The sequence below is a fragment of the Haloechinothrix aidingensis genome (assembly GCF_013450155.1).
Taxonomy (GTDB): Bacteria; Actinomycetota; Actinomycetes; order Mycobacteriales; family Pseudonocardiaceae; genus Haloechinothrix; species Haloechinothrix aidingensis.
Window position 1 is genome coordinate 1 of the sequence record NZ_JACCKD010000002.1, and the last position, 26251, is coordinate 26251.

At 70.2% G+C, this 26251-nt stretch carries 23 protein-coding genes; 17 read left to right on the forward strand and 6 right to left on the reverse strand.

Annotated features, from left to right (window positions below; all coding sequences use genetic code 11):
- Window positions 1–321 precede the first annotated feature (321 nt).
- The 16 genes from H0B56_RS04600 to H0B56_RS04675 all read left to right on the forward strand — a co-directional run bounded on the left by H0B56_RS04600 (window position 322) and on the right by H0B56_RS04675 (window position 21165).
- A complete protein-coding gene (locus tag H0B56_RS04600) occupies window positions 322–1194 on the forward strand; it encodes an NTP transferase domain-containing protein (RefSeq protein ID WP_180891705.1) in 873 nt (290 codons plus the stop codon).
- A 5-nt stretch (window positions 1195–1199) separates the two neighbouring features.
- On the forward strand, window positions 1200–3002 hold the full coding sequence (locus tag H0B56_RS04605) for an aldehyde ferredoxin oxidoreductase family protein (protein ID WP_180891706.1): 1803 nt from the start codon (window positions 1200–1202) through the stop codon (window positions 3000–3002).
- Window positions 2999–5905, forward strand: coding sequence for a formate dehydrogenase subunit alpha (fdhF, locus tag H0B56_RS04610; RefSeq protein WP_180891707.1), 2907 nt, complete (start codon window positions 2999–3001; stop codon window positions 5903–5905). Before H0B56_RS04605 ends, fdhF begins: the two co-directional genes overlap by 4 nt.
- Window positions 5902–7593: an NAD(P)H-dependent oxidoreductase subunit E gene (locus tag H0B56_RS04615; RefSeq protein ID WP_219632342.1), complete on the forward strand. Its 1692-nt coding sequence runs from the start codon at window positions 5902–5904 to the stop codon at window positions 7591–7593. Before fdhF ends, H0B56_RS04615 begins: the two co-directional genes overlap by 4 nt.
- 19 nt (window positions 7594–7612) lie before the next feature.
- Window positions 7613–8839 carry a molybdopterin-binding protein gene (locus H0B56_RS04620; protein WP_180891708.1) on the forward strand — a complete coding sequence of 409 codons (1227 nt, stop codon included), beginning with the start codon at window positions 7613–7615 and terminating at the stop codon, window positions 8837–8839.
- Between the two features lie 81 nt (window positions 8840–8920).
- Window positions 8921–10927: a molybdopterin biosynthesis protein gene (locus H0B56_RS04625; RefSeq protein ID WP_180891709.1), complete on the forward strand. Its 2007-nt coding sequence runs from the start codon at window positions 8921–8923 to the stop codon at window positions 10925–10927.
- A 132-nt stretch (window positions 10928–11059) separates the two neighbouring features.
- A complete protein-coding gene (locus H0B56_RS04630; RefSeq protein ID WP_180891710.1) occupies window positions 11060–11980 on the forward strand; it encodes a substrate-binding domain-containing protein in 921 nt (306 codons plus the stop codon).
- The gene (locus H0B56_RS04635) at window positions 11977–12798 is read left to right on the forward strand and encodes an ABC transporter substrate-binding protein (RefSeq protein ID WP_180891711.1); all 822 of its coding nucleotides are present in this window, start codon (window positions 11977–11979) and stop codon (window positions 12796–12798) included. Before H0B56_RS04630 ends, H0B56_RS04635 begins: the two co-directional genes overlap by 4 nt.
- Window positions 12798–13454 (forward strand): ABC transporter permease, encoded by a 657-nt coding sequence (locus H0B56_RS04640; protein ID WP_219632344.1) that lies wholly within the window; start codon window positions 12798–12800, stop codon window positions 13452–13454. Before H0B56_RS04635 ends, H0B56_RS04640 begins: the two co-directional genes overlap by 1 nt.
- Complete coding sequence (locus tag H0B56_RS04645; RefSeq protein WP_180891712.1) at window positions 13439–14548, forward strand: ABC transporter ATP-binding protein; 1110 nt, start codon at window positions 13439–13441, stop codon at window positions 14546–14548. The genes H0B56_RS04640 and H0B56_RS04645 overlap by 16 nt, the downstream gene beginning before the upstream one ends.
- Before the next feature lie 84 nt (window positions 14549–14632).
- Window positions 14633–15436: a hydroxypyruvate isomerase family protein gene (locus H0B56_RS04650; RefSeq protein ID WP_180891713.1), complete on the forward strand. Its 804-nt coding sequence runs from the start codon at window positions 14633–14635 to the stop codon at window positions 15434–15436.
- A 24-nt stretch (window positions 15437–15460) separates the two neighbouring features.
- Complete coding sequence (locus tag H0B56_RS04655; protein ID WP_180891714.1) at window positions 15461–16345, forward strand: 2-hydroxy-3-oxopropionate reductase; 885 nt, start codon at window positions 15461–15463, stop codon at window positions 16343–16345.
- A 49-nt stretch (window positions 16346–16394) separates the two neighbouring features.
- Complete coding sequence (gene gcl, locus H0B56_RS04660; protein ID WP_180891715.1) at window positions 16395–18212, forward strand: glyoxylate carboligase; 1818 nt, start codon at window positions 16395–16397, stop codon at window positions 18210–18212.
- Window positions 18213–18218: 6 nt separating this feature from the next.
- Window positions 18219–19394 carry a glycerate kinase gene (locus tag H0B56_RS04665; protein ID WP_180891716.1) on the forward strand — a complete coding sequence of 392 codons (1176 nt, stop codon included), beginning with the start codon at window positions 18219–18221 and terminating at the stop codon, window positions 19392–19394.
- 121 nt (window positions 19395–19515) lie between these two features.
- A complete protein-coding gene (alc, locus tag H0B56_RS04670; protein WP_180891717.1) occupies window positions 19516–20697 on the forward strand; it encodes an allantoicase in 1182 nt (393 codons plus the stop codon).
- A gap of 84 nt (window positions 20698–20781) precedes the next feature.
- Window positions 20782–21165, forward strand: a complete 384-nt coding sequence (locus tag H0B56_RS04675; RefSeq protein WP_219632409.1) for an allophanate hydrolase-related protein — start codon at window positions 20782–20784, stop codon at window positions 21163–21165.
- Between the two features lie 93 nt (window positions 21166–21258).
- On the opposite strand, the gene H0B56_RS04680 is transcribed toward H0B56_RS04675, so the two are convergent.
- From H0B56_RS04680 to uraD, 4 genes are read right to left on the reverse strand one after another with little or no spacing between them, the layout of a single operon-like run.
- A complete protein-coding gene (locus tag H0B56_RS04680; protein ID WP_180891719.1) occupies window positions 21259–22653 on the reverse strand; it encodes a nucleobase:cation symporter-2 family protein in 1395 nt (464 codons plus the stop codon).
- Window positions 22654–22664: 11 nt separating this feature from the next.
- Window positions 22665–23570, reverse strand: a complete 906-nt coding sequence (gene pucL / locus H0B56_RS04685; RefSeq protein WP_180891720.1) for a factor-independent urate hydroxylase — start codon at window positions 23568–23570, stop codon at window positions 22665–22667.
- 2 nt (window positions 23571–23572) lie between these two features.
- A complete protein-coding gene (gene uraH / locus H0B56_RS04690) occupies window positions 23573–23905 on the reverse strand; it encodes a hydroxyisourate hydrolase (protein ID WP_180891721.1) in 333 nt (110 codons plus the stop codon).
- A complete protein-coding gene (gene uraD, locus H0B56_RS04695) occupies window positions 23902–24444 on the reverse strand; it encodes a 2-oxo-4-hydroxy-4-carboxy-5-ureidoimidazoline decarboxylase (protein WP_180891722.1) in 543 nt (180 codons plus the stop codon). Before uraD ends, uraH begins: the two co-directional genes overlap by 4 nt.
- 295 nt (window positions 24445–24739) lie before the next feature.
- Here uraD and H0B56_RS04700 point away from each other — a divergent pair, with 295 nt between their 5' ends.
- Entirely contained in the window at window positions 24740–25522 is a 783-nt protein-coding gene (locus H0B56_RS04700; protein WP_180891723.1) for a DUF899 domain-containing protein, read from the forward strand.
- A 53-nt stretch (window positions 25523–25575) separates the two neighbouring features.
- On the opposite strand, the gene H0B56_RS04705 is transcribed toward H0B56_RS04700, so the two are convergent.
- Both H0B56_RS04705 and H0B56_RS04710 read right to left on the reverse strand, forming a co-directional pair.
- The gene (locus H0B56_RS04705) at window positions 25576–25953 is read right to left on the reverse strand and encodes a helix-turn-helix domain-containing protein (protein ID WP_180891724.1); all 378 of its coding nucleotides are present in this window, start codon (window positions 25951–25953) and stop codon (window positions 25576–25578) included.
- Window positions 25946–26200, reverse strand: a complete 255-nt coding sequence (locus H0B56_RS04710) for a thiamine-binding protein (protein ID WP_180891725.1) — start codon at window positions 26198–26200, stop codon at window positions 25946–25948. Before H0B56_RS04710 ends, H0B56_RS04705 begins: the two co-directional genes overlap by 8 nt.
- Window positions 26201–26251 lie beyond the last annotated feature (51 nt).

Genomic DNA, 26251 nt, shown 5'->3' on the forward strand with positions numbered 1-26251 from the left:
TCAACGACGCCAAAACCGCCACCACCGACATCGTCGAAGAACTCAAACAACTCTAAACCCACACCCAGCCACGGCACAGCTGTCAGGACCCGCTCCTGAGCCGGGTGCCGGGGCCCACGGTCGGCCGTGCTGGCGTACCGCAGGCGACGCCACCACAGCCGACCGTCCGCTCACCTGTGACCAGCGCCGAAGCTGGAGTAGCGTGCTGAAACGCGGGTACCGTCGAAACTGTGGTCGGAGCCCGCAGGACGGTCGCCACCGCCCTGCCGACACTTCGAAGCCAAGGAGGCAAACATTGACATATCGTATACCGTCTACAGTATGAACGGAGCCGCCGGGATCGTGCTCGCAGGCGGCCGCTCCTCCCGGATGGGGACATCCAAGGCGGCCCTCGAGTGGCACGGTTCCACCCTACTACGGCAGGTCACAGGCGTACTTGATCGCGCGGTCACCGGACCGGTGATCGTTGTCCGCGCTCCGGACCAGAAACTCCCGGAACTGGACCCGAGGGTCGTCGTCCGGGAAGACCCGGAAGAAGGCCACGGCCCGATGCAGGGGCTGGCCGTCGGCCTCGACGCCGCCCACACGTACGCCGAGACCGCGTTCGTGTGCTCGACCGACCTGCCGTTCCTCCACGCGGCTTTCGTACACACCGTGCTGCGTGGCTTCCAGCTCGACCGGGAACACGGAGAGGAGGCACCGATCGACGTGGTACTCCCGCTCGTACACGGGTACCGGCAGCCGATGGCCGCAGGCTACCGCACCGGTCTGGCCCCTCTCGTGGCGCAACAGCTGCGGGCCGGCCAGCACAAGCCTGCCCAGCTCTTCGAGCACTGCCGTGTCCGCAGGCTCACCGACGAGGAGCTGCTGGCCGATCCGAACCTGGCCAGGGCCGATCCGGGGCTCGAGTCCGTCGTCAACGTCAACACCCCGGAGGACTACGAACGCGCTCGTGCTCGGCAGGCTCCGGAGGTAACGGTGGAGCGGTTCGGCGTGCTGGCCACCCGCGGCGGCACCCGGGGGTCCGTTCGCGCCCGCGCGGCCACGCTCGCCGAGGCCGCAGAGCAGGTAGGCTTGACACTGGACGGTCACATCGTGGCGGCTGTCAATGGCGACCAGATCCGCGATGACGGTCAGTGCCCGCTACTGAGCGGCGATACCGTCTCGTTCCTCTCTGCGGATGCAGGCGGGTGAGCGTGATGACGGCACCTCCAGGTGGATACTTCGGTCAGGCACTCCTCGTCGACGTTTCCGATGGGGATGTCCGGCGTGTGCCGCTACCCGAAGCGGTGTTGCGCCGGTATCTGGGCGGCGCTGGTCTCGGTACCTGGCTCTCCAGCGAGCTCGGGCCCGCGGGCATCGACCCGCTGGATCCGGCGGCACCGCTGTCCTTCGTCTTCTCCCCTCTCGTCGGCACTCCGCTGACCACCAGCGCGAAGTTCGCGGTCGTGGCCAAGTCACCGCTGACCGGCCTGCTCACCGACGCACTGGCCTCCAGTCACTTCGCCATCTCGGGCAAGTTCACCGGCCATGACGCGATCGTGATCACCGGGCGTGCGGCTACGCCACAGCATGTGCTGATCTCCGAGGACGGGGTCGAGCTGGTCGATGCCACGCCGGAGCTGGGGTTGTCGGCGAGCGAGGCCGAAGAAGCCGTCCGTGCGAAGTACGGGCGCCGGTGGCGCGCGGCGAGCATCGGTGTGGCGGGAGAACGGCAGGTTCGCTACGCCACCATGTCCCACGACGGCCGGCATGCCGGCCGTGGCGGCCTCGGGGCAGTACTCGGCGCGAAGAACGTCAAGTGCGTGGCCGTACAGGGCGGCAGGCGTGTGGAGCTCGCCGACCGTGCGGCCGTACTCGCGGCTGCCAAGGACCTGCGCAATCGTTCCTTCGGCCCCGCGACCGCGAAGTACCGCGAGCTGGGCACGCTGTCCAACTTGCTGGCGTTCAACGCGATCAACACCCTGCCGACACGGAACTTCCAGAGCGCGACCTTCGCGGAGGCGCCCGCGCTGTCGGCGGAGGACCTCGCGGAGAGCCGCTCGGTGGCCCGCTCGACGTGCGCCTCGTGCAGCATCGGCTGCGAGCACATCTACGCCTCCAAGTCAGGGAAGAAGGCGCGCGTCGAGTACGAGAACGTCTTCGCGCTCGGGCCGATGTGCGGGGTGTCCGACCCCGACCAGGTGCTCGAGGCGAGCGCGCGCTGCGACGAGCTCGGCCTGGACACCATATCCGCTGGCGGGACCATCGCGTGGGCGATGGAATGCGTCGAGCGCGGGCTGCTCGACGTGCCGTGGCTACGCTTCGGCGACGGCGCCGCCCTGCTGCGCGTGCTGGACGAGATCGGCACGCGGACCGGGATCGGGAAGCTCCTGGCCGAGGGCTCCCGGAGCGCGGCAGAGGTCGTCGGGCACGGGTCATCGGCATTCGCGCCGCACGTGAAGGGCATGGAGATGCCCGGCTACGAGCCCCGCACGATGCAGTCGATGGCACTGGGTCTCGCGGTCAATGCCCGCGGCGCCGACCACAACCGCTCCGGTGCGTACGAGGCCGACCTCGCAGGCGGCCTCGACCGGGTGCACGGCACGAGCGAGCACGTCCGGGCCGCCATCGAGACCGAGGACCGCGCGGCTGTCATGGACTCGTTGATCCTGTGCAAGTTCCTGCGCGGGGTGTTCACCGAACCGTTCGAGGAATGGGCGGGCCTGCTCGGACCGATCACCGGATGGGACATCACCGGTGCCGAGCTACGCCGGTCCGCTCAGCACATCGTGCTGGCCAAACGCGCCTTCAACATCCGGGAAGGGTGGACAGCCGCGGACGACTGGCTTCCCGAGCGGTTTCTCGACGACCCGGTCGAGCTGGAGTCCGGACGTACCGCGACGCTGCCGGCCGAGCGACTGCGCGCCATGATCGATACCTACTACGCGGAGCGTGGACTCGACCAGCACGGTCGGCCACAACTCGTGCAGACGGATTCAGGAACGGAGCCGACACTATGACCCTGACGCACCGTGCTCCGGCGGAGCCCGAACAAGCCCCCGAGCAGCGCACCGTCACGCTCACCATCGACGGCCGGAGCATCACGGTCCCCGAGGGGACCACGGTCTGGCAGGCCGCGCGTGAGCTGGGCATCGACATCCCCGCGCTGTGCCACGACGAGCGCTACGAGCCGGTGGGAGTCTGCCGGATGTGCGTCGTCGACACGGGCGGGCGGGCATTCGCGGCTTCGTGCGTGCGCCCGTGCGAGCCCGATATGGAGGTCACGACCTCCACCCCGGAGGTCGAGCAGAGCCGCCGCGTGCTCACCGAGCTGTTGGTGGTCGACCAGCCGGAGCGCGAGCAGGACCCCAAGCAGACGACGACGGCCGACAACGAGCTCATCGCGGTGGCCGACGACTACGACGTCATCGGGGTCGACGACCTGTTCTCCGGCCCGGCCAAGGGCACCGACCATTCGAACCCGGTGATCGCGGTCGACCACGACGCCTGCATCCTGTGCGACCGTTGTGTCCGGGCGTGCGACGACGTGCAGGGCAACGACGTCATCGGGCGCACGGGTAAGGGCTACGGCTCCCGGATCGCCTTCGACCTCAACGACCCTATGGGCGCGTCGTCCTGCGTGACCTGCGGCGAGTGCGTATCGGCCTGCCCGACCGGCGCGCTGACGAACAAGCCCATCAACAACATCCCGATCCAGCCGAAGGAGCAGCTCGACGCGGTCGACACGGTCTGCCCGTACTGCGGCGTGGGTTGCGCGCTGACCTACTACGTCGACCGCGAGCGCGGCGGCATCTCGTACGCCGAGGGTCGGGACCAGCCGGGAAACCAGGGCAGGCTCTGCGTCAAGGGAAGGTACGGCTGGGACTACGCCGCCTCCCCGCAACGGCTGACCACACCACTGATCCGGGTCGACTCGGCATATCCCAAGGGGCCGCTCTCGGCCGATGTGAAGGCCGACAGCGGCGAGGACGGCGACGGAAAGCGCGGGCGCAAACCGGGCGGCCTCGTCCCCTACGAGGAGGTCATGCCGCACTTCCGGGAGGCCACATGGGACGAGGCGCTCGACCTTGTGGCGCGGCGGCTCGGCGAGATCTACGCCGAGAGCGGCTCCGACGGGATCGCGGGGTTCGGCTCGGCCAAGTGCTCGAACGAGGAAGGTTACCTGTTCCAGAAGCTGATCCGCACGGCGTTCCGGTCCAACAACGTCGACCACTGCACCCGGTTGTGCCACGCGTCCAGCGTGGCGGCCCTGTTCGAGGGCGTCGGTTCCGGCTCCGTGTCGACCACCTACGGCGACATCGCCAACGCCGACGTCGCGATCATCACCGGGAGCAACGCCACGGCCAACCACCCGGTGGCCTCGTCGTTCTTCAAGCAGGCCCGGCGTGACGGCACCACGATCATCTACATCGACCCCCGGGCCGGCACGGTCGCCGACCACGCCGACATCTTCTGCCAGCTCAAGCCGGGTACCGATGTCGCGCTGTACAACGGCATCATGCACGAGATCATCCGGCTGGACCTTGTCGACCACGACTTCGTCGCCGACCGGACGGCCAACTACGAGCAGCTTGCCAAGACCGTCGAGGCGTACCCGCCGGAGCTGGCCGCGCAGATCACCGGCGTGGATGCCGAGACCATCCGCAGGATCGCCCGCATCTGGGGTGAGGCGGGCGCCGGGGTCATCTACTGGGGCATGGGTATCTCCCAGCACACCACCGGTACCGACAACGCGCGCTGCCTGATCGCGATGTGTTCCATCACCGGCAACGTCGGCAAGCCCGGTACCGGACTTCACCCGCTGCGCGGGCAGAACAACGTGCAAGGCGCCTCGGACGCGGGGCTGATCCCCATGTTTTACCCCAACTACCAGTCCGCATCGGACAGCGCGTCCCGGCAGCGGTTCGAGCAGGCGTGGGGTGTGCAGCTCAACCCGAACAACGGGCTGACCGTCACCGAGGTCATGGCCTCCGTCCTGGACGGCGGCGTACGGGGTATGTACATGCTCGGGGAGAACCCCTTCCTGTCCGACCCCAATATCAACAAGGTCCGCAAGGCACTGGCCAAGCTCGACTTCCTCGTCGTGCAGGACATCTTCCTCACCGAGACGGCCGAGTTCGCCGACGTCGTCCTGCCTGCGTCGTCGTACCTGGAGAAGGACGGCACCTACACCAACACGGACCGCCGAGTCCAGCGTGGACGTACGGTCTTCGACCCGCCCGGGCAGGCCCGCGTCGACTGGCAGATCGTGCAGGACATCGCGCAGCGACTCGGGCTCGGCTGGGACTACCGCTCCCCGCGTGAGGTGTTCGAGGAGATGGTCGAGCTGATGCCGGACTACGCGAACCTGACCTACGACAACCTCGGGTCTACCGGCAAGCTCTACCCCAACCCTGACCCGGAGCACGAGGACGGCACCGTGGTGCTGTTCGACGACCGGTTCAACACCTCGGACGGGCTCGCGCACCTGGTGCCGGCCGAGTGGCTGCCCGGCAAGGAGCTACCCGACGAGGAGTATCCCTACGTCCTCAACACCGGCCGGTTGCTCGAACACTGGCACACCGGGTCGATGACGCGACGGTCGTACGCGCTGGACTCCATCTCGCCACGTGCCGAAGCCTATGTTCATCCCGGCGACGCCGCCGAGCTCGGGCTGACCGACGGCGGCCTCGCCAGGGTGATCTCCCGGCGCGGGGAGATCGAGCTGCACGTCAAGGTCTCCCACAGGGAGGCACGCGGCAACGTGTTCATCCCGTTCCACTTCCGGGAGGCCGCCGCGAACCTGCTCACGATCGACGAGATCGACCCTACGGGCAAGATTCCCGAGTTCAAGTTCTGCGCCGTGCGGATCGTCCCCGTGGCCGACCGCGAGAGCGCCCCAGCCGGAGGGAGCACAGCGTGACTGCGGAGGCCCATCCCAAGCAGGACAAGGTTCCCGGCGTCGAGGCTCGGGCCGGGAAGTTCCCCGGCCCGAGCCTGATCCCGATGCTCAAGGAGATACAGGACCGGTGTGGCTGGCTGCCGAGGGAGGAGCTGGAGGCGCTCGCACGGCGCCAACGGCGCCCGCTGTACGAGATCGAAGGTCTGATCACCTTCTACCCGCACTTCAGGACCGAGCCGCCGACCGGGGTGACCGTTGGCGTCTGCCACGACCTCACATGCTGGTTGACGGGTGCCGATGAGCGGATCGAGCGCCTGCACGAGCAGTACGACGGCACGAGCGACGTCGAGGTCACCGAGGTCTCCTGTCCCGGCCGCTGCGACATCGCCCCCGCCGCTACGGTGGACGACCGGCCGGGCAGGGTCGACGACGTCGCCGAGTTCGTCGAGCAGCGGCGGACGGGCGGCACGGAACTGGGCGCTACCGTCGCCTACGCTCCCCCGAGCGGCTGGCCGAACGACCCGTACACGCGAAGGGACGAGCATTACGGCACGCTCAGGGCGCTGCTGTCCGGCGCGATCGCGCCCGAGACGGTCATCGCCGAGCTGAAGGACTCCGGCCTGCGCGGCATGGGAGGTGCCGGCTTTCCCACCGGTAAGAAGTGGGAGATCGTGCGTGCCCAGGACGCGGGCGTCAAGTACGCCATCTGCAACGCCGACGAGTCCGAGCCCGGCACGTTCAAGGACCGCCAGCTCCTCGCGGAGCAGCCCCATCTCGTGCTCGAGGGCATGCTCATGGGCATGGTCGTGGCAGGCGCCGAAGAGGGAACGGTCTTCATCCGGCACGAGTACGGCCCCGAGGAAGAGGTGCTGCACGCCGAGATCCGGCACCTGCACGACATCGGGCTGCTCGGCGACGACGTTCTCGGCAGCGGGTACCGGCTGAGCCTGGACATCTTCACCTCGCCCGGTGGCTACATCCTCGGCGAGGAGACCGCCCTGATCGAGTGCATGGAGGGTCACCGCGGCGAACCCCGGAACAAGCCCCCGTTCCCCGGTGTCTACGGGCTGTGGGGCAAGCCCACCCTGATGAACTCGGTCGAGACCTTCGCCGACGTTCCGATCATCGCCTCCCGCGGCGCGAGCTGGTGGGCGGAGCAAGGCACCAACGGCAGCGGCGGGCTGAAGTTCTTCGCGGTCTCCGGACACGTCGAGCACCCGGGAGTCTACTGTGTCCCGATGGGTACCACGATCCGGGAGCTGCTGGACCTCGCGGGCGGCGTCGCGGGCGGGTCCGGGCTCCACGCGGTCCAGCCGGGGGGCGCATCGTCCGACTTCCTCGGGCCGGAGCACCTCGACGTGCCGATGGACTTCGGCACCCTTGCCGAGGCGGGATCGATGCTGGGTTCCGGCGCGATGGTGGTCATCGCCGAGGGAACCGACGCGCTCGCTGCCGCGACCAACGTCCTGAGGTTCTTCCGCAACGAGTCCTGCGGAAAGTGCGTGCCGTGCAGGGCAGGTTCGACCAAGGCCCACGACCTGCTCACCGACACACTGCACAACGGCGGTGAGCTCGACGACGCGCGCAAGGCCCGGCTGCGTGAGCTCGAGATGGTCATGCGCAAGACCTCGATCTGCGGGCTGGGACAGGTCGCCATGGGGCCCGTCGTCAGCGTCCTCAACCGCGAGGAACCCGGCGCGCGATCGTGAACGGAGGAACGGGTCCACTGTGAGCGGCAGGGAGTTCTTCACCGCACTGCCGGTATCCGAGGCGCTCGCCGGGTTCCGGCCGGGCAGGCGCACCGGCACCGAGCGTGTCGGCCGCGCCGACGCGCTGGGGCGCGTACCGGCGTCCGCGGTCACGTCGCGGACCGCACTTCCCGGGTTCACCCGCTCGACCGTGGACGGGTTCGCGGTACGTGCCGCCGATACGCACGGCGCGAGCGAGGCGTTACCGGCCTACTTCGAGGTGGCCGGTTCCGTGCGGATGGGAGCTCCGGCAGCGGTCGCCGTCGGGCACGGTACGGCGGTCGCGGTACCGACGGGGGCGGCCCTTCCGGAGGGCGCCGACGCGGTGCTCATGGTGGAGCACACCCAGCAGACCATGCCGGGGATGATCGAGGCGAGCCGTCCCGTCGCGGTCGGTGACGGGACGGTTCGCGCCGACGAGGACGTCGCTGCCGACGACGTGCTCGCCCCCGCGGGCCGCCCGCTGCGCGCCCAGGACCTCGGGTTGCTGGCCGCAGCAGGCACCGGCGACGTCGTGGTGCGCGCGAAGCCAAGGGTCGGCATCGTCTCCACCGGTGACGAGGTCGTGCCGCCCGAGACCGAGCAGCTGCTCGCAGGCCAGGTCCGCGACGCCACCGCGTCCGCGCTGGCCGGCCTGGTCATCGATGCCGGGGGCATCCCGTGCCCGCGCGGCATCGTGCCGGACGACGCGGGCGTGCTGACCAGGACGCTGGAAAAGGCCGCCCAGGAGTGCGACGTGGTCGTGGTCTCGGCAGGCTCGTCGGTCGGCGCGCGTGACGAGACGGTGGCCGCGGTGGAGGCACTCGGCGAGCCGGGGGTGTTCTGCCACGGGCTGGCCATCAAACCCGGCAAGCCCACGTTGCTCGCGCAGGCAGGCGAGGTCCCGGTCATCGGGCTTCCCGGCAACCCGCTGTCGGCACTGGTGGTGTTCCGACTGGTCGGTGTCCCCATCGTGCGCCGGGTCGGAGGTGTCACCCTGCCACCGGCCGAGCCGAGCACCACCGCGGAGCTCGCGCGCCGGGTGGCCTCGGCCGCGGGCAGGCTCGACGTGGTGCAGGTACGCGTGCAGGACGGCCGGGCGGTACCGCTGTTCGGAGCTTCCGCCCTGCTGTCGTTACTGACCACAGCGGACGGCTACGTGGTGATCGACGAGTCGGCCACCGGTCTCGACGAGGGTCAGCACGTCACGGTGACGCTGTACAGGTGACCGCGATGAGAGCAGGTTCCCGCACGCGTCCGCCCGCCGCCGAGGTGCGGGCGGCGGATCGGCCGGGGTAGGTTGGCGACCGTGCAGGACAGCCCGTTCATCAGCGACGTCCCCGCGGAGTCGGCCATCCAAGCATGGCGCCGGGCCTGCCTGTCCCATGGATGCGCCGAGCGGACCGACACCGTCACGGTGGCACTGGCCGATGCGGTCGGGCGGGTGACTGCCGAGCCCGTCTGGGCCACCCGCTCCTCCCCCGTCGGCGACGTGGCGGCGATGGACGGCATCGCCGTACGCGCACAGGACACGCACGGCGCCAGCGAGACCACCCCGCTGTGGCTGGCGCCCGGCTCCTACGAGGTCGTCGACACCGGCGACCCGATGCCGGAGCGACGCGACGCAGTCATCATGCGCGAGCACGTGCACTACGTCGCCGGCGACTCCGGTCAGAGCGCCGAGATCCTGGCGGCGGTTCCGCCGTACCACAACGTCCGGTCCATCGGTGAGGACGTCAGTGCCGGCGAGCTGCTGCTACCCGAAGGACACCGGCTCCGGCCGGTCGACGTCGCCGCCGCCGCGGCCGCCGGGGCGACGGAGCTGACCGTGCGGCGCACACCGCGGGTGGCGGTCATCCCGACCGGGGACGAGATCGTTCCGATCGGGTCCCCGCCGCGGCAGGACGAGATCGTCGACACCAACTCCCTCATGCTGGCCGCGCAGGCACGTGATGCCGGCTGCGAGGCGTGGACCACAGCCGTCCAGCCCGACGACACCTGCCGCATCGGCGCGGCGGTCCGCGACGCCTCGGCCACGGCCGACCTGGTCATCGTCATCGCCGGATCGAGCGCGGGTCGTGACGACTACACCGCCAGGGTGATCTCCGAGCAGGGCACCCTCGCGGTGCACGGCGTGGCGGTCCGGCCCGGCCACCCCGTCGTGCTCGGCGCCGTCGACGCCGCACCGGTGATCGGCATCCCTGGTTACCCGGTGTCGGCTGCCCTGACCTTCGACATCTTCGCCGCACCGATGCTCGCCGAGCTCGAGGGCGCGGCGCCACCGCACCGGCCGGCGGCTCGTGCCCGGCTGGCCAGGAAACTCCCCTCGGTGGTCGGCATGGACGACTGGGTGCGGGTACGCCTCGGCTCGGTCGGCGGAACGGTGGTCGCGACCCCCCTTCCGCGTGGCGCGGGTGTACTGACCTCACTCGTCCGCGCGGACGGGCTACTGTTCGTCCCCGCTGCGGTCGAGGGGCACCACGCGGGCGAGGAGGTGCAGGTTCAGCTGCTGCGCCGGTACCCGGAGATCGAACGCACGATCGTGGCCATCGGCTCCCACGACCTCGTGCTCGACCTCGCCGCCAACGCGCTCCGGTCGACCGACCCCACGCTGACGCTGGCGTCGTCCAATGTGGGCTCCCTCGGAGGGCTCGTGGCGTTGCGGGACGGGTTGTGCCATATCGCGGGCTCACACCTGCTGCACCCGGCGACCGGCGAGTACACGCTCCCCTACCTCGACGAGATGATGCCCGACCGCGAGCTCGCCGTGGTCCGCCTCGTGCATCGCGACCAGGGCCTGCTCGTACCACCAGGCAACCCGCACGGCATCACCGACCTCGGCGACCTCGCCGAGCGGGACCTGTCCTACGTCAACAGGCAGCGCGGCGCGGGAACCAGGATGCTGCTCGACCACGAACTGCACCGCCGCGAGATCGACCCGCAGCGCATCAGCGGGTACGCGCGGGAGGAACCGACGCACCTCGCCGTAGCCGCCGCCGTCTCGGCGGGCCGCGCGGACTGCGGGCTCGGGATCCTGGCCGCAGCGCGAGCGTTCGGCCTGGACTTCGTGCCTGTCGCGCAGGAGCCCTACGACCTCGTCCTCGACGCGCACACCCTGGACGACCCGCTGCTGGCTCCCCTGTGGGAGCTGCTGGACTCCCCCGGCTTCCAGGCCTCCATCCGCGAGCTGGGCGGCTACGACACCGAGGAGACCGGCCGGGTCGTTCATCGGCCGGGCGGCCGGGACCACGCCTCCGCGCGACCCGCGACACGCGAGCCCGACCGCGACACTCCACCGGCCCAGACATCTCCGTGACGGGCGGCCCGGCACTCCAGCGACACCGCCGGATCGTTCCTCGTCCCGGCGGCGGGTGCCGCGCCGGCGCGCGGCCCGTCACGTGACGCGCTACCCCTATGCGCACCTCAGCATAAACTGTATACTGTATTCGTGACACAGTTGGTACAGGAACTGGCGAACGCTGTCGCGAGCGACGTCCTCACCGGACGGCTGCGACCGGGAGAGCCCGCACCGACGGTGCGCGCCCTCGCCTACCGGGCCGGGTGCTCTCCCGGCACCGCGGCGAAGGCCCACGCGCGGCTGCGCGACGCGGGGGTGATCGGCGGCCCACAACGCTCGACCGCTGTGGTCACCGCCACCGGCATCGAGTGTGCCCGCGCCATGCTCTCCGGTGACGTGAGCGCGCGGGTATCCGGCAGTGACGACCCGGCGCTGGACCTGCTCCTGGCCTCGCTCGGTTCGCGGGGCGAGCGCGTGGGGCACGTACGCGGCAGCGTCGCGGGGCTCGGATCGCTCGCGGCAGGCGAGAGCGACGCCGCGGCCGTACACCTGCGGGATGCGGTGACGGGGCGGGCCAACGACGCCGCAGCGCGCGGGATCCTGGGTGGCAGACCCGCCATGCTGGTACACCTGTGGCGCCGCGAACAGGGCATCGTCGTCGCGAAGGGAAACCCACCGGACGTTCGCGGGGTGGCAGACCTCGACGGGTTGGACCTCGTGTGGCGCTCGCCCGGCGCGGGCTCCCGGCTGCTGCTGAACCGGCTGCTGCGCGAGTCCGGAGCGACGCCCCGACCACAGGGCGAACTGGCAGAGTCCCATATCGGGGTCGCGGTGGCCGTCTCGAGCGGCGCGGCCGACGCGGGACTGGCCGTGCGCTCGGCTGCCACGGCGGTCGACGCCGACTTCGTACCCGTCGGCCACGAGGACTTCGAGCTCGCCGTCAGCCCGGATGCCACGGCGGCGCTGGCCCCGCTGCTCGACGTGCTGGCAACACGCTCGTTCCGGAAGCGGCTATCCATGATGGCCGGATACGACTTCGGCCGGACAGGTGAGTTCAGGGAGGCGACATGAGAATGCGGTGGGCCCGCCTCGGCCCGGCAGTCGTACTGGCCGTGGTGACCGGGTGCGCATCAGGCTCGGCCGGGGGCGAGGCCGGCGGCCCCATGGTGCTGGCGACGACCACGAGCACGCAGAACACCGGGCTGCTCGACGCGATCCTGCCCGAGTTCGAGTCGACGACCGGGTGTACGGCAAAGACGGTGGCCGTCGGGTCGGGACAGGCCATGGCGATGGGCGAGCGAGGTGAGGCCGATGCGGTGCTCGTGCACTCGCCGGAGGCGGAAGAGCGGTTCATGGAGCAGGGGCACGGTTCGCTCCGGCAGCCGGTGATGCACAACGACTTCGTCCTGGTCGGACCGCCGGGAGATCCGGTGGACCTGGACGGCGCAGGCAGCGCCGCCGAGGCGATGCGGCGGATCGCCGACGAGGGCGCGGCGTTCGCGTCCCGGGCCGACGACTCCGGAACCCATGCCAAGGAACTGTCCCTGTGGGACGAAGCAGGTGTCGAGCACTCCGGGCAGGCATACATCGAGACAGGTCAGGGCATGGGCGAGACACTGACGATCGCGAGCCAGCGGCAGGCGTACACATTGACGGATCGCGGCACGTACCTCGCCACGTCCGGGCTGGACTCCGAGGTCGCGTTCGCCGGAACCGACGACCTCCGCAACGACTATCACGTGATCGTCGTCGACGGCGAGAACGTCAACAGCGGCTGCGCCGAGGCGTTCGCCGAGTGGATCCGCGACGAACCCACCCAGGAAGCCATCGCCGAGTTCGGCATCGAGGAATACGGGGAGCCGCTGTTCTTCCCGGATGCGGGGGCCTGATGTCCGAGCCCGTCATCGAGGTTCTGTCCCGATCGGCACTGGTATCGGTCTCCGCGACGTCGATAGCGGCACTGCTCGGGATCTCCCTGGGCACCGCCCTGGCTCTGGTGCGCCTCGGCGACAACAGGGTGGTGATCGCTCTGGTCAACACAGGGATGGCACTGCCGACGGTGGTCGTCGGGCTGGTCGTGGCGATGCTGCTCTGGCGAAGCGGACCGCTCGGCGGTCTCGACCTGATCTACACCGTGCCCGGGATGATCATAGCCCAGGCGCTGATAGTCACCCCCCTTGTCACCGGGATCACGATGGCCGCGTTGCGGCAACTGCCACGCCAGCTGTCCGACCAGCTCCGCACGCTCGGCGCCAACCGGCTGCAGATGGTGCTCCGCCTGTGGATCGAGGCGCGCGTGGCGCTGCTCGCCGCCGCGATGGCTGGTTTCGGGATCGCGATCTCGGAGGTGGGTGCCGTGACGATCGTCGGGGGCAACATCCACGGCCACACCCAGGTGATGACCACCGCGATCGTGGAGAACGTCAGCAGAGGCGAGTTCGGCGTGGCGATCGTCTACGGCTCGATCCTGCTCGGACTCGCCTTCGTCATCAACGGGCTCCTCGCCTCTGTCCAGGGAAGGGCGGCCGTATGGGAGCGCAACTGAGAGTGGACGGTGTCCGGCACCACCGCGGTGGACACGAGGTCCTCCGCGTGGACTCGCTCGGCATCGACGGCGGCGAGCAGGTGTCGGTGCTCGGGCGGAACGGTGCCGGCAAGACGACGTTGCTGCGGCTGCTCGCGGCCGCCGAGACGCCGCACACCGGTCAGGTGACCGTGGACGGGACCGGCACCGGGCACGGCGGTATCGCCCTGCGGCGGCGAGCCGCGTACGCCACCCAGCGTCCCGGGCTGCTCAGTACCAGCGTGCTGCGCAACGTCGTGTTGCCGTTGAAATGGCGGAAGATCCCCCGGAAGCAGCGCCGTGACCTCGCCGACGCCGCGCTCCGGCGAATGGGTGTGGCACACCTGGCCCACCGCCATGCCGCCGGGCTGTCCGGGGGTGAGCAGCAGCGGGTCAACCTCGCACGCGCGCTGGCCATCGACCCGGACGTGCTCCTGCTCGACGAGCCGGCCGCGAGCCTGGACTCCGAGTCACGCCTGTCCTTCCTGCACGATCTCGGCCTCGCTCTCGCCGACCGTACGACCACCGTCGTGCACGTCTCGCACCGTGCGGACGACGCCCTGCGGCTGGCCGACCGGGTGATCGCTCTCGTCGGCGGGCACGTGCGCCAGGACGGCACGGCGGACGCCGTGATCCACCGGCCTGCGGACGCGAGCGTCGCCGCGCTCGTCGGATACGACAACCTGCTCGACGCCCAGGTCCGCGCGGACGGCGAGGTGGCGGTCGGCGGGGAGCGCACCGGACTGACCTGGCACGGCGCGCCGGGACCGGTCACGGTCGCGGCTTTCGCGATCGGCGTGTCCGTGTGGCCGGCCGGGGCGAGCGGCGTACCGGCACGTGTCGAGCGGGTGGTGCCGGGGCCGGGCTTGCGGACCGTCGTGCTCGACGGGGGCCAGCCGATCCTGGCCAGCATCCCGCTGCACGCTCCCGCTCCCGCTGCGGGTCAGCACGTGCGGCTCTCGATCGACCCCGGCCTCAGCAGGGTGTTGCCACGCTCGAAAGCCGCGAGCTCCGGCCCGCCGCAGTCAGCCGCGTGCTCCCGGCTGGTGCGGGTCGGCGCCGCGATCACGCCCTGAACTTGACGCGCATCACAGCATCTCGATAAGCTCATTTCACAAACCAAAACTAAGTTTTCGTATCGTGAAAGCGAGTGAGACAAGATGGCGCAGAAGGCAGGCCGCTTCGCGGTGAACTGCTCGCTGCTGTTCACCGAGCTTCCCGTGCTCGAACGCCCCGCCGCCGCCAAGGCGGCCGGCTTCGACGCCGTCGAGTTCTGGTGGCCGTTCTCCGAGGCGGTCCCGTCCGGCGCCGAGGTCGACCGGTTCGTCACCGCGCTCGGCGACGCGGGCGTGGCGCTCGTCGGGCTCAACTTCTTCGCCGGTGACATGCCGGGCGGGGACCGGGGCCTGGTGTCGTGGCCCGCCCGGGAACAGGAGTTCCGGGACAACGCCGCGCTCGTGGCGGCGATCGGCGAGCGCACAGGGTGCCGCGCGTTCAACGCGCTGTACGGCAACCGGATCGACGGCGCCGACCCGGCCGCACAGGACGAGCTGGCCATCGAGAATCTCGTGCACGCGGCCAAGACGGTCGAGTCGATCGGCGGGACCGTCCTCGTGGAGCCGGTCAGCGGCGCGCCGAAGTATCCCTTGCTGACCGCGGCCGACGCGCTGGCCGTGCTCGACAAGGTGCGTGCGCACGGCTCGAGCAATGTCGGCCTGCTCGCCGATCTCTACCACCTGAGCGTCAACGGCGACGACATCGCGCACGTCCTCGACGCCCACGCCGCGGAGATCGCGCACGTGCAGATCGCCGACGCCCCCGGCCGCAACGAACCCGGCACCGGCGAGCTGGAGTTCGAGCGCTACTTCACGCAGCTCGACGCTCGCGGATACACCGGCTGGATCGGGCTCGAGTACAAGCCGTCCGGCGCCAGCGCCGACAGCTTCGACTGGATCAACAAGTAAGACACACGACGAGGAGCTACCACCATGACCACTGTGGGATTCATCGGCCTCGGCATCATGGGCGGCCCGATGGCCGCGAACCTCGCCTCGGCCGGCTACGACGTCATCGGGTACAACCGCAGCAGGCCCGCGATCGACAAGCTCGTCGAGCAGGGCGGCCGCGCGGCCGACTCGATCGGTGCCGCCGTCCGCGACGCCGACATCGTGGTGTCGATGCTGCCGGACTCCCCCGACGTCGCCGAGGTGGCACTCGGTGAGGACGGCGTGCTGGCCAACGCCAAGGACAACCTGCTCTACATCGACTGCAGCACCATCCGGCCGGACACCTCGCGCACCGTCGCCGAGCAGGCCTCACCTCGCGGGGTGCGGGTACTCGACGCGCCGGTCAGCGGCGGCGAGCAGGGAGCCATCGACGGCGCTCTGTCGATCATGGTCGGGGGTGCGGACGCCGACTTCGCCGCCGCCGAACCGGTGCTGAACACGGTCGGCAAGACCGTGGTGCACGTCGGTCCCGCCGGGGCGGGCCAGACCGTCAAGGCAGCCAACCAGCTCATCGTCGCCGGCACGCTCGAGCTCGTCGCCGAGGCCATCGTCTTCCTGGAAGCGCACGGGGTGGACACCGAGGCCGCGGTCAAGGTCCTCTCCGGCGGGCTGGCCGGCAACGCCATCCTCGACCGCAAGGGCACGGCCATGCTGGCCCGCCAGTTCAACCCGGGCTTCCGCCTCGAACTGCACCACAAGGACCTCGGGATCGTGCAGGCGGCAGCTCGCGATGCCGGCGTGACCATCCCGCTGGGCTCCGCGGTATCCCAGCTGGTCGCAGCCCTGGTGGCGCGCGGGGACGGTGCGCTCGACCACTCCGGCCTGCTCAAGCTCGTCGAGGAGCTGTCCGGCCGAGCGGACCAGTAGGACGCCCCCGCCTGTCCCCCCATCCCTCGCTTCCCCCTGGAGAATGGCCATGCCTCGAATGACGGCCGCACGCGCGGCTGTGGAAGTCCTCAAACGCGAGGGCGTGTCGAACGCCTTCGGCATTCCCGGTGCCGCTATCAACCCCCTGTACGCGGCGATGCGCGACAGCGGAGGCATCGACCACGTGCTGGCCAGGCACGTCGAGGGTGCCTCGCACATGGCCGAGGGCTACACGCGAACGGCCGCGGGCAACATCGGCGTGTGCATCGGCACATCGGGCCCCGCGGGCACGGACATGATCACGGGCTTGTACTCGGCGTCCGCCGACTCCGTGCCGATCCTGTGCATCACCGGCCAGGCACCCCGGTCGCGGCTGCACAAGGAGGACTTCCAGGCCGTCGACATCCCGTCGATCGCCAAGCCGCTGACGAAGATGGCGCTCACGGTCCTCGAGCCGTCCCAGGTTCCGGGTGCCTTCCAGCGAGCCTTCCACGAGATGCGCTCCGGGCGGCCGGGTCCGGTTCTCATCGACCTGCCTCTCGACGTGCAGCAGTCCGAGATCGAGTTCGACCCGGACACGTACGAGCCGCTTCCGGCCTACCGGCCGTCCGCCACCCGGGCGCAGATCGAGAAGGCGCTCGAGATGCTCTGCCAGGCAGAACGCCCACTGATCGTCGCGGGCGGCGGAGTCATCAACGCCGACGCCTCGGACCTGCTCGTCTCCTTCGCCGAGACCGTCGACGTCCCGGTCGTTCCCACGCTCATGGGCTGGGGAAGCATCCCCGACGACCACGAGCTGATGGCAGGAATGGCGGGTCTGCAGACCGCGCACCGCTACGGCAACGCCACCCTGCTGGAGTCCGACTTCGTGCTGGGTATCGGCAACCGTTGGGCCAACAGGCACACAGGCGGTCTGGAGACTTACACGCGGGGTCGCACCTTCGTGCACGTCGATATCGAGCCGACCCAGATCGGCAGGGTGTTCGCGCCCGACTACGGCATCACCTCGGACGCGGGCGCCGCGCTCGAGCTGTTCTCCGGTATCGCGCGCGAGTGGGCCGACAGCGGACAGCTGCCGGACCGCCGGGCCTGGGTCCGCGACTGCGCCGAGCGCAAGGAGACGCTGCATCGCCGGACGCACTTCGACGACGTGCCGATCAAGCCGCAGCGGGTGTACGAGGAGATGAACCGGGCGTTCGGGCCGGAGACCCGCTACGTCAGCTCGATCGGGCTGTCCCAGATCGCCGCGGCGCAGTTCCTGCACGTGTACCGGCCGCGGCACTGGATCAACTGTGGCCAGGCAGGCCCGCTCGGCTGGACCGTCCCCGCCGCACTGGGCGTGTGCAAGGCCGATCCCGAGGCCACGGTCGTCGCGCTGTCCGGCGACTACGATCTCCAGTTCCTGCTCGAGGAACTCGCGGTGGGTGCCCAGTTCAACCTGCCCTACGTGCACGTCGTGGTGAACAACTCCTACCTCGGCCTCATCCGGCAGGCACAGCGCCAGTTCGACATGGACTACTGCGTCCAGCTGTCCTTCGACAACATCAACACCCCCGAGCTGGGTGCCTACGGGGTGGACCACCTCAAGGTCGCGGAAGGGCTGGGATGCAAGGCGCTCCGGGTTACCGAACCGGACCAGCTCCTCCCCGCGTTCGACGAGGCACGCAAGCTGATGCTCGAGTACCGGGTTCCGGTTCTTGTCGAGGCTATCCTCGAGCGCGTGACCAACATATCGATGGGAACCGAGATCGACGGCATCAACGAGTTCGAGGACCTGGCCACCACGCTGGAGGACGCCCCCACCAGCGTGGTGCCGCAGGCCCGCCAGGACGGCGCCGAACACGCCCGGCCTGCCCTGACGGACTGACCGGCGATGAGCACCGGTCATGTCCTCATCGCCCCGGACAAGTTCAAGGGGTCACTGACCGCGCCCGAGGTCGCCGGGCACCTGGCCGCGGGCCTGGCCCGCGCGTTGTCAGCCGGGTCGCACGGCCCGGACGTGCGCCGGGTGCCGGTGGCCGACGGCGGGGACGGCACCCTGGAGGCCGCTCTCGCAGCGGGCTTCCGGGCCGTTCCCGTGCCGTGTACCGGGCCGACGGGGCAGCCGATCGAGTCGTCCTACGCCGAACGCGACGGCGTCGCGGTGGTCGAGCTCGCCGACGCCTCCGGGCTGCGCAGGCTGCCCGGAGGCGTGCGCGCGCCGATGCGCGCGTCCTCCTACGGCACCGGTGAGCTGGTCCGCGCCGCTCTGGACGCGGGATGCCGCGAGATCGTGCTCGGTCTCGGCGGCAGTGCCTGCACCGACGGAGGGGCGGGGATGTTGCGGGCGCTGGGGCTGCGCCTGACCGACGCGCACGGAGCGGACCTGGGGCCGGGCGGGGAAGGGCTGCTCGAGCTCGCCCGCGTGGACACCTCCCGGCTCCACCCGGGCGTGCACGACGCGCGCATCGTGGTGGCGTGTGACGTCGACAATCCGCTTCTCGGGCCGCACGGGGCAGCGCAGGTGTACGGCCGCCAGAAGGGCGCCGACCGTGTCCTGGCAGGCGAGCTGGACCGGGCGCTGGCTCACTGGGCGGAGGTCCTGCACCGCGATGCCGGGATCGCCGGCGGAGCAGCCGAGATCCCCGGCGCGGGAGCGGCGGGCGGTGTCGGTTTCGCCGCGCTCGCGGTCCTCGGCGCGACGGTCCGCCCCGGTATCGAGTACCTGCTCGACCTCGTGGGCTTTCCCGCTGCGCTGGCAGGCGCGGGGTTGGTGATCACCGGCGAGGGCTCGGTCGATCGTCAGACCCTGCGCGGTAAGGCCCCGGCCGGGGTGGCCAAGGCCGCCCGCCGTGCCGGGGTGCCCGTACTGGCGGTCGCGGGCCGCTGCCTCATCACCGGCACCGAGCTCGTCGACGCGGGCTTCGCGGGCGCGTACGCGCTGACCGACCTCGAACCCGACCCGGACCGGTGTGTCGCCGAAGCGGGCGCCCTGCTCGAGCGGCTGGCAGCGGAACGGCTGGCCAGGGACCCGCTGATGCCGCAGGTCCCGGAACCGGACAGCGGATGACCCGGCGGGCCGTGGCAGGCAACGCTCGCTGACCTTCGGGCAGCGACCGGCGCGGCCCGGGAACTAGAGTCTCCGGTACGGCGGAGAATGTCAGCACCAGCAGTAAGCAGGAGGGACGGCCATGACGACCATGGACTTCGGCGCGTTACCCGATCTGGCCGGGCGCGCCCTCGGTGGCGCCGTCGTCGCGGCGAGCGACGAGTTCTTCGCCGAGAAGGAGAACCTGCTCACGCCGCAGGCGCCGGAGTTCCGGCCGCACACGTTCGGCCACAAGGGGCAGGTCTACGACGGCTGGGAGACGCGGCGCAGGCGCGATGCCGGGCACGACTGGGCGGTCATCCGGCTGGGTGCCCCCGGGGTCATCCACGGCATCACGGTGGACACCGCGTTCTTCACGGGCAACTATCCCGAACACTGTTCGGTCGAGGCGACCTCGGTGTCCGGCTACCCGTCGCCGGAAGAGCTCGGTGACGACAGCGTGGAGTGGGTCGAGATCGTACCGAAGGAGGCTCTCAAGGGGGACTCGAACAACCTGTTCGCCGTCCCCTGCGACCAGCGCTTCACCCATGTGCGGTTGAACATCTTCCCGGACGGCGGGGTGGCCCGGCTGCGCGTGCACGGCGAGGTTCTCGCCGACCCCCGTTCGTTCGCCGGTATGCCACTGGACCTGGCCGCCCAGGAGAACGGCGGCGTAGTCACCGGCTGTTCCAACCGCTTCTTCTCCTCCCCGAACAACCTGCTGATGCCCGGGTATGCCCGCGTGATGGGTGAGGGCTGGGAGACGGCGCGGCGGCGCGACGACGGCAACGACTGGGTCGAGGTGCGCCTTGCTGCGGAGGGGACCGTCCACCAGGTGGAGATCGACACCACGCACTTCAAGGGCAACGCCCCCGGGTGGTTCCGGCTCACCGGCACGGTCCGAACCGATACTCAGCCGCGCGAGGTGGAGCTCCTCGGCCGCACCCGCCTGCAGCCGGACACCCGGCACCGGTTCCCCGTCACGGCCGACGAGCCCGTGGACCACGTCCGCGTCGACGTCTACCCGGATGGCGGGTTCGCGCGGCTACGCGTCTACGGTGACCTCACCCCGGCCGGGCGCGCCCGTATCGGCCTCGCATGGTTCAACAGCCTCCAGCACGACCGCGGCTACGCGCTGCTGAGCGAGGAGGGCGGCCTGCCAGCACCAGCCACCCGGGCGATCCTCGCCGATCGCCCGTACAGCGACGTCGAGGCACTCCGTACCGCCGCACACCGCGCGGACACCGACCCGTCCCCGGTCGAGCGGCTCGTGCTCGGCACCTGACGCCGGACCCGGCGTCGAACGACAGCGAACCCCAACGAATCAGGCGACACAGCAGGAACGGCTCAGGAGGTCGATGTGGTCCACATGTTCCTCAACGGCGGCGGCATGCGCGGCGGCCCGCTGCATCCCTACCTGCGCGGCGCGCCGCTGGTGCGGACGGCGCGCACCGCGGCGAAGTACCGCTTCTACTCGGTCGATGACCGCTTCCCCGCGCTGGAGCCGACCGACTCGGCGGGCACGTCCGTGGCCGGTGAGGTCTACGAGCTCCCCCTGGACACACTGCGTGACTCCCTGCTGCCCGCCGAGCCGGCCGAGGTCGAGCTCGGTGTGATCGAGCTCGAGGACGGCGCACCCGCCCTGGCTGTGCTGCTGCGCAAGGAGTACCGGCAGGAAGCCCGTCTGATCGACATCTCGCACCTCGGCTCCTGGCGCGAGTACCAGGACAGCCGCGAGCACGAGGACGGCTGAACCCACCCCGTTTCGGGCCTGCCGGCACCCCGTGTCGGGCACACGAACACCCCGTGTCGACCGTGTCGGCACGGGGTGTTCGTCGCGCGGGGCTCACCCGCGGGGCGTGTCCTCCTCCGCGAGGCCCGGGCTCCCGTCCGGGGGCGCACCGGCACCGGTGCCATCACTGCTCGCGCGCCCGAGCACGTTGAACAGCACGTTGAGCACCAGCGCCGCCACGAATCCGCCGACGATGCCGGAGTGCATGATCATGGCGAGCCACTCCGGGAAGGCCTCGTAGAACTCCGGCGCCGCGATGGGTATGACACCGAATCCCAACGCGACCGCCACGATGACGAGGTTGAGGTTGTTGTCGAAGTCGACCTTCGCCAGCGTCCGGACCCCGGCCGCGGCGACCGAGCCGAACAGCACGAGACCCGCCCCTCCGAGGACCGGCATCGGGATGGTGGCCACGATGCGCCCGAGGATCGGGAACAGGCCGAGCGTGATCAGGATCAGGCCACCGACGGCGACGACGTACCGGCTCTTGATCCTGGTGAGCGCGATCAGCCCGACGTTCTGTGAGAAGGTACTGCCGGGGAACGAGTTGAGCACCGGCCCGAACACGGCAGCGCTGACGTCGGCTCGCAACCCGTTCGCCAACCTCCGGCTGTCCACTTCGGTCCCCACGATCTCCCCGACCGCCAAGATGTCCGCGATCCCTTCGGCGAGGATGACCACCATGACGATGCACATCGTCACGATCGCGGCGATGTGGAACTCCGGGAGTCCGAAGTAGAACGGCTGGCCGAACGAGAACACCGGCCCCTCGCCGACCTCGCTGAAGTCGACCCGTCCCGCGATCCCGGCGATCACGGTGCCGAGGATCAGGCCACCGAGCACGGCGAGCTTGCTCGCCGCCCCCGGCAGTACCCGGGCGAGCACGAGGACGATCACCAGCGTCGCGGCGGCCAGCCCCAGGTCACCCAGGGGTGGCGGGCCACCGTCGGCCCCTTCCGTGATCCAGCCGGCGGCCACGGGCAGCAGCGACAACCCGATCACCGTGATCACACTGCCGGTGACCACCGGTGGGAAGAACCGGCGCAGCCCGGCCATGAACGGGATCAGCAGCAAGCCGAACACACCGGAGGCCATGGCCGCACCGAACACCACCGCCAGGCCGCTCTCCTCGGCGATCGCGGTCATGGCACTGACGGGGACGAAGGAGATCCCGATGACCACGGGAAGCTGGGCGCCGAACCGCCAGACCCCCAGGGTCTGCAGCACCGTGGCCAGCCCGCTGACCAGCAGTGCCGCGCTGACGAGGATGCCGAGCTCGGCGGTGGTGAGGCCGATCGCACCACCGATGATCAGCGGGGGTGTCACCACGCCCGCGTACATCGTGAGGATGTGTTGCAGGCCGTAGAGCGTCAGCAGGTGCGGTGGCAGCTTCTCGTCCTCCGGCCGCGCCGAGCCGGCCCGCTGGGACGTTCTGCGTAGCGAGAACATCACGCCTCCCTTCAGCAGAAGCCCGGTACCGCGTGCCACGCGGACTCGGCCTCGGTTACGTCGTCACGGCGCACGGACACGTCGATCAACCCGTAGGGGCGGTCGGCAGCATGGAACACCTCGCCGGGGTTTTCCAGCCCGAACGGCTCGAGGTCGAACAGGAAGTGATGCTTGTTCGGAGCCGAGAACCGGATCTCTGCGATGTCGGTGTGCTGCTCGAGCACGGCCTTGCCCATCTCGTAGAGCGACTGCTGCAGTGCCTTGCTGTGCACCTCGGCGAACCGTCGCAGCAGGGTCGCTCGCACCGCCGAGTAGCTCTTACCCCAGTCCACCTCCGTGCCGAGGTAGCGCCACCTTGCGACCAGCGAGGTCGCCAGCACCCGGTCGTCGGTCTCGGCGAGCGTGGTGTAGCCGTCGGTGCGAAACCCCTGGAACTCCGATCCCGTCGTCTTCGCGAGCACGAGGTCGTTCAACCCGGAGATCACCCACGCCTGCCGGTCGGCACCGTGCCCGCGCACCGTGACCACGGTGGTGCGCGTCTCCTGCCCGGATCGTACGAAGGAATGATCGTGACCGTGACCGTCGATATCGATGCGATCCCAGCCGTGCTCGGAGACATCGATCTTGGCTTCGGTGGCCGCGGGCGTCTGCCGCACGAAGTGCTCCCCCAGCTCGAGCGCGAAGTCCTCGATCTGCCCGACGCCTCGCTCGGACGCGAAGGCGAACACCGTGTTCTTCTGCGTGTCGGTCGGCAGTACCTCACCCTGGTCACCGTCGACGTGGGCCTCGGTGAAGTCGCCGCGCAGTGCCGTGGAGACCGTGAGATCTCGGATATGGTGCCGGGCGGTGTCACGGTATACCCGGACGACGTGGCACTCGGCCTTGCCGTACTGGTTCGTTCCCAGGACAACAGCCATGGTCAGCTCCCTCGGTAGGTGGTGTAGGAGTACGGGCTGAGCAGGATCGGGACATGGAAGTGCGCGTTCGCGTCGGTGACGGTGAACGTCACGACGACCTCGGGGAAGAAGCAGGGCCGCCCCGCGTCGGCGAAGTACGTGCCGGTGTCGAAGACGAGCCGGTAGGTACCCGTGCCCGCCGCCCCGTCGAAGGATCCGACCCGACCGTCGGCATCGGTGGCGTCCGAGCCGAGCAGGCGCCCGCCGTCGGTCTCCCGGCTCTCCAGCCGTACCGGGACCCCGGCTGCCGGCAGGCCCCGCGCGGCGTCCAGGACGTGTGTGCTGATCGTGGTCATCCGTCAAGCACCCTTTCCACACGCAGTAGTGCGATCTTGCGGAGTTCCTCCGCAACGACGCGCCGCTCGGTCGCCTCGTCATGGCCGAGCCGGGCGCGCGCGGCATCGAGAATCTGCGCCGAGGTCATACCCGCGGCACAGATGAGGAACACCCGCCCGAACCGGCGTTCGTAGTCCAGGTTCACCTCCTTCAACTGCCGCAGCGATGCCTCGTCGCGTTCCACGCCGCGCTGTTCGCCCCGCGACCACGACGACTCGCGGCCGGAGTCCGCGGGGAGGTCGCCGATGCGAGGATGCGCGGCGAGCGCACGGTCCACTTCGGTGGGAGTCAACCGTCGCGCCGCCAGATCGGCATGTTCGAGTAGCCGGCGACGGTCGGCGTACGGCCGGCCGCACAGCACCGCCTCCACCCAGGCGGGGACATCGCAGCAGGCGTGCAGAAGCTCCCTCGCCTCCTCCGCCGGTAGCTCGTTGAACCGCGCTACGCCGGACTCGCCGAATTCACCGGAGGAGCCCGGTACCGGATACGCCGCAGCCATTTCCAGCCACCTTTCCCGGATTCGCACGCGGGTGACCTGCGCATTTCCCGCAACGCGAAATCGTGGTTTCGGTTAACGGAAACAGTAGGATCCAGCACTCGCTCGAGTCAACAGTTTGTTGAAAATTGACGTGACGCGGATCTCAGCGCCCTCCCGTGAGCTTCTCGGCCCGACGCGGTCCGTGCGGGCTCAGCCGAGGGCACCCCTGCCGCGATGAGTTCCGGACGGGTCGCGGGTCTGTACCGCTGACCGCCGTTGTACGACGCTGCCCGGCACGAGACACCAGGAGGACACCTTGACGACAACGCCGGACGACCCGACCACCGCGCTGCCCGGCCGCCCGCCCGTGGTCGACCTGGCCACCTGGCAGACGGCCCGTGACGAGCTTCTGGTCCGCGAGAAGGCCCATACCCGCCAGGGCGACGCCCTCGCTGCGGCCCGCCGCCGGCTGCCGATGGTGGAGCTCGACGGGACGGTCGAGGTCGCCGGACCCGGCGGCCCGGTCCCGTTCCTGGACCTGTTCCAGGGCCGCGACGAGCTCGTGGTGTACAAGCACATGTGGTACGACGGCGCACCGCACCAGGGGCAGTGCGAGGGCTGCACCACGACGGCCTGGCACATGAACGACGCCGTCTACCTCAACGCCCGGGGCGTCTCGTTCGCCATCCTGACCACGGGCCGGTGGGACGAGGTTGCCCCCTACGTCGAGTTCATGGGCTACACCCAGCCCTGGTACTCGGTGCGCGGGCTGGACGCGCCCGTTGGCGACAACATGGGCCACATCGCCTGCTTCCTGCGCGACGGCGACCGCGCGTTCCTCACCTACTCCACGACGGGCCGTGGCAACGAGCCGGTCAACGGGTCCCTGGGCCTGCTCGACATGACGCCCTACGGCCGCGGCGAGGCGTGGGAGGCCAACCCCGAGGGCTGGCCCGGGGGACACGACCCGTGCTGGTTCTGGCGCTCGGACGCGGACGGGAACGCGACCTGGGGCCCGGCCAGCCGCCCCGTGCCGCAGTGGACCCGCCCCGGCGCGACCCCCGTAGAGACCCTCGGCAGGCACGACCACGACCACTGACGTGCCGTCGCCGACGGCGACGGCACGAGCAGGCGAGCGCCGGGCGGCACGGCTCAGCCGCGATCCCGGTTGAGGTAGTTGTACACGGTGAAGCGGGTGACCCCGATCGACTCGGCGATCGTCTCCACCGCCCTGCGCCATTCGAAGGCGCCGCGCTCCTCGAGCAACCGCACGGCGCGTTGCTTCTCCGTCCGTGGCAGGGTGTGCAGCGGTCCACCGAGCTCGTCGGATACCTCACCGATAAGCCTGGTCAGGCCCGCGGCACCATCGGCGACCGGGAGCCGGACGTAGGCGACCTCGACACCTTCCCAGCACAGCGGCACATCGCCGCTACGAGCCCGTTCCGGGGGCACGATGGTGGCCCGGATCGCCTCGGCCAGCGGCCGCACCGCATCCACGAGCGGATGCTCCGGCGCACCGGCATCACTCATCGTCGGCCACCCTGTCGACGCGCACCGTCATGCGGGTGGCGCCCTGCTCCAGCGCGGCGTGTATCGCAGCGTTCAGGGCATCCAGCACCTGCTGTGACGACCCGTTCAGCGAGGTGCCCAGCGGGCCGAAGTCGCACGCCAGGCCCGCGCGTTCCACGGCGTCGCGCGCGGCCACCGCGTGCGGCGGCGGATCCGGCCGTTCCCCCTCGAACGGCTCCGTCGTGAACTCCACCTCCAGGCGCGTCATGGCGCAGACCCTACCGCCGGCAGGGTGTGGCGTGCACCCGAGCGCACGAAG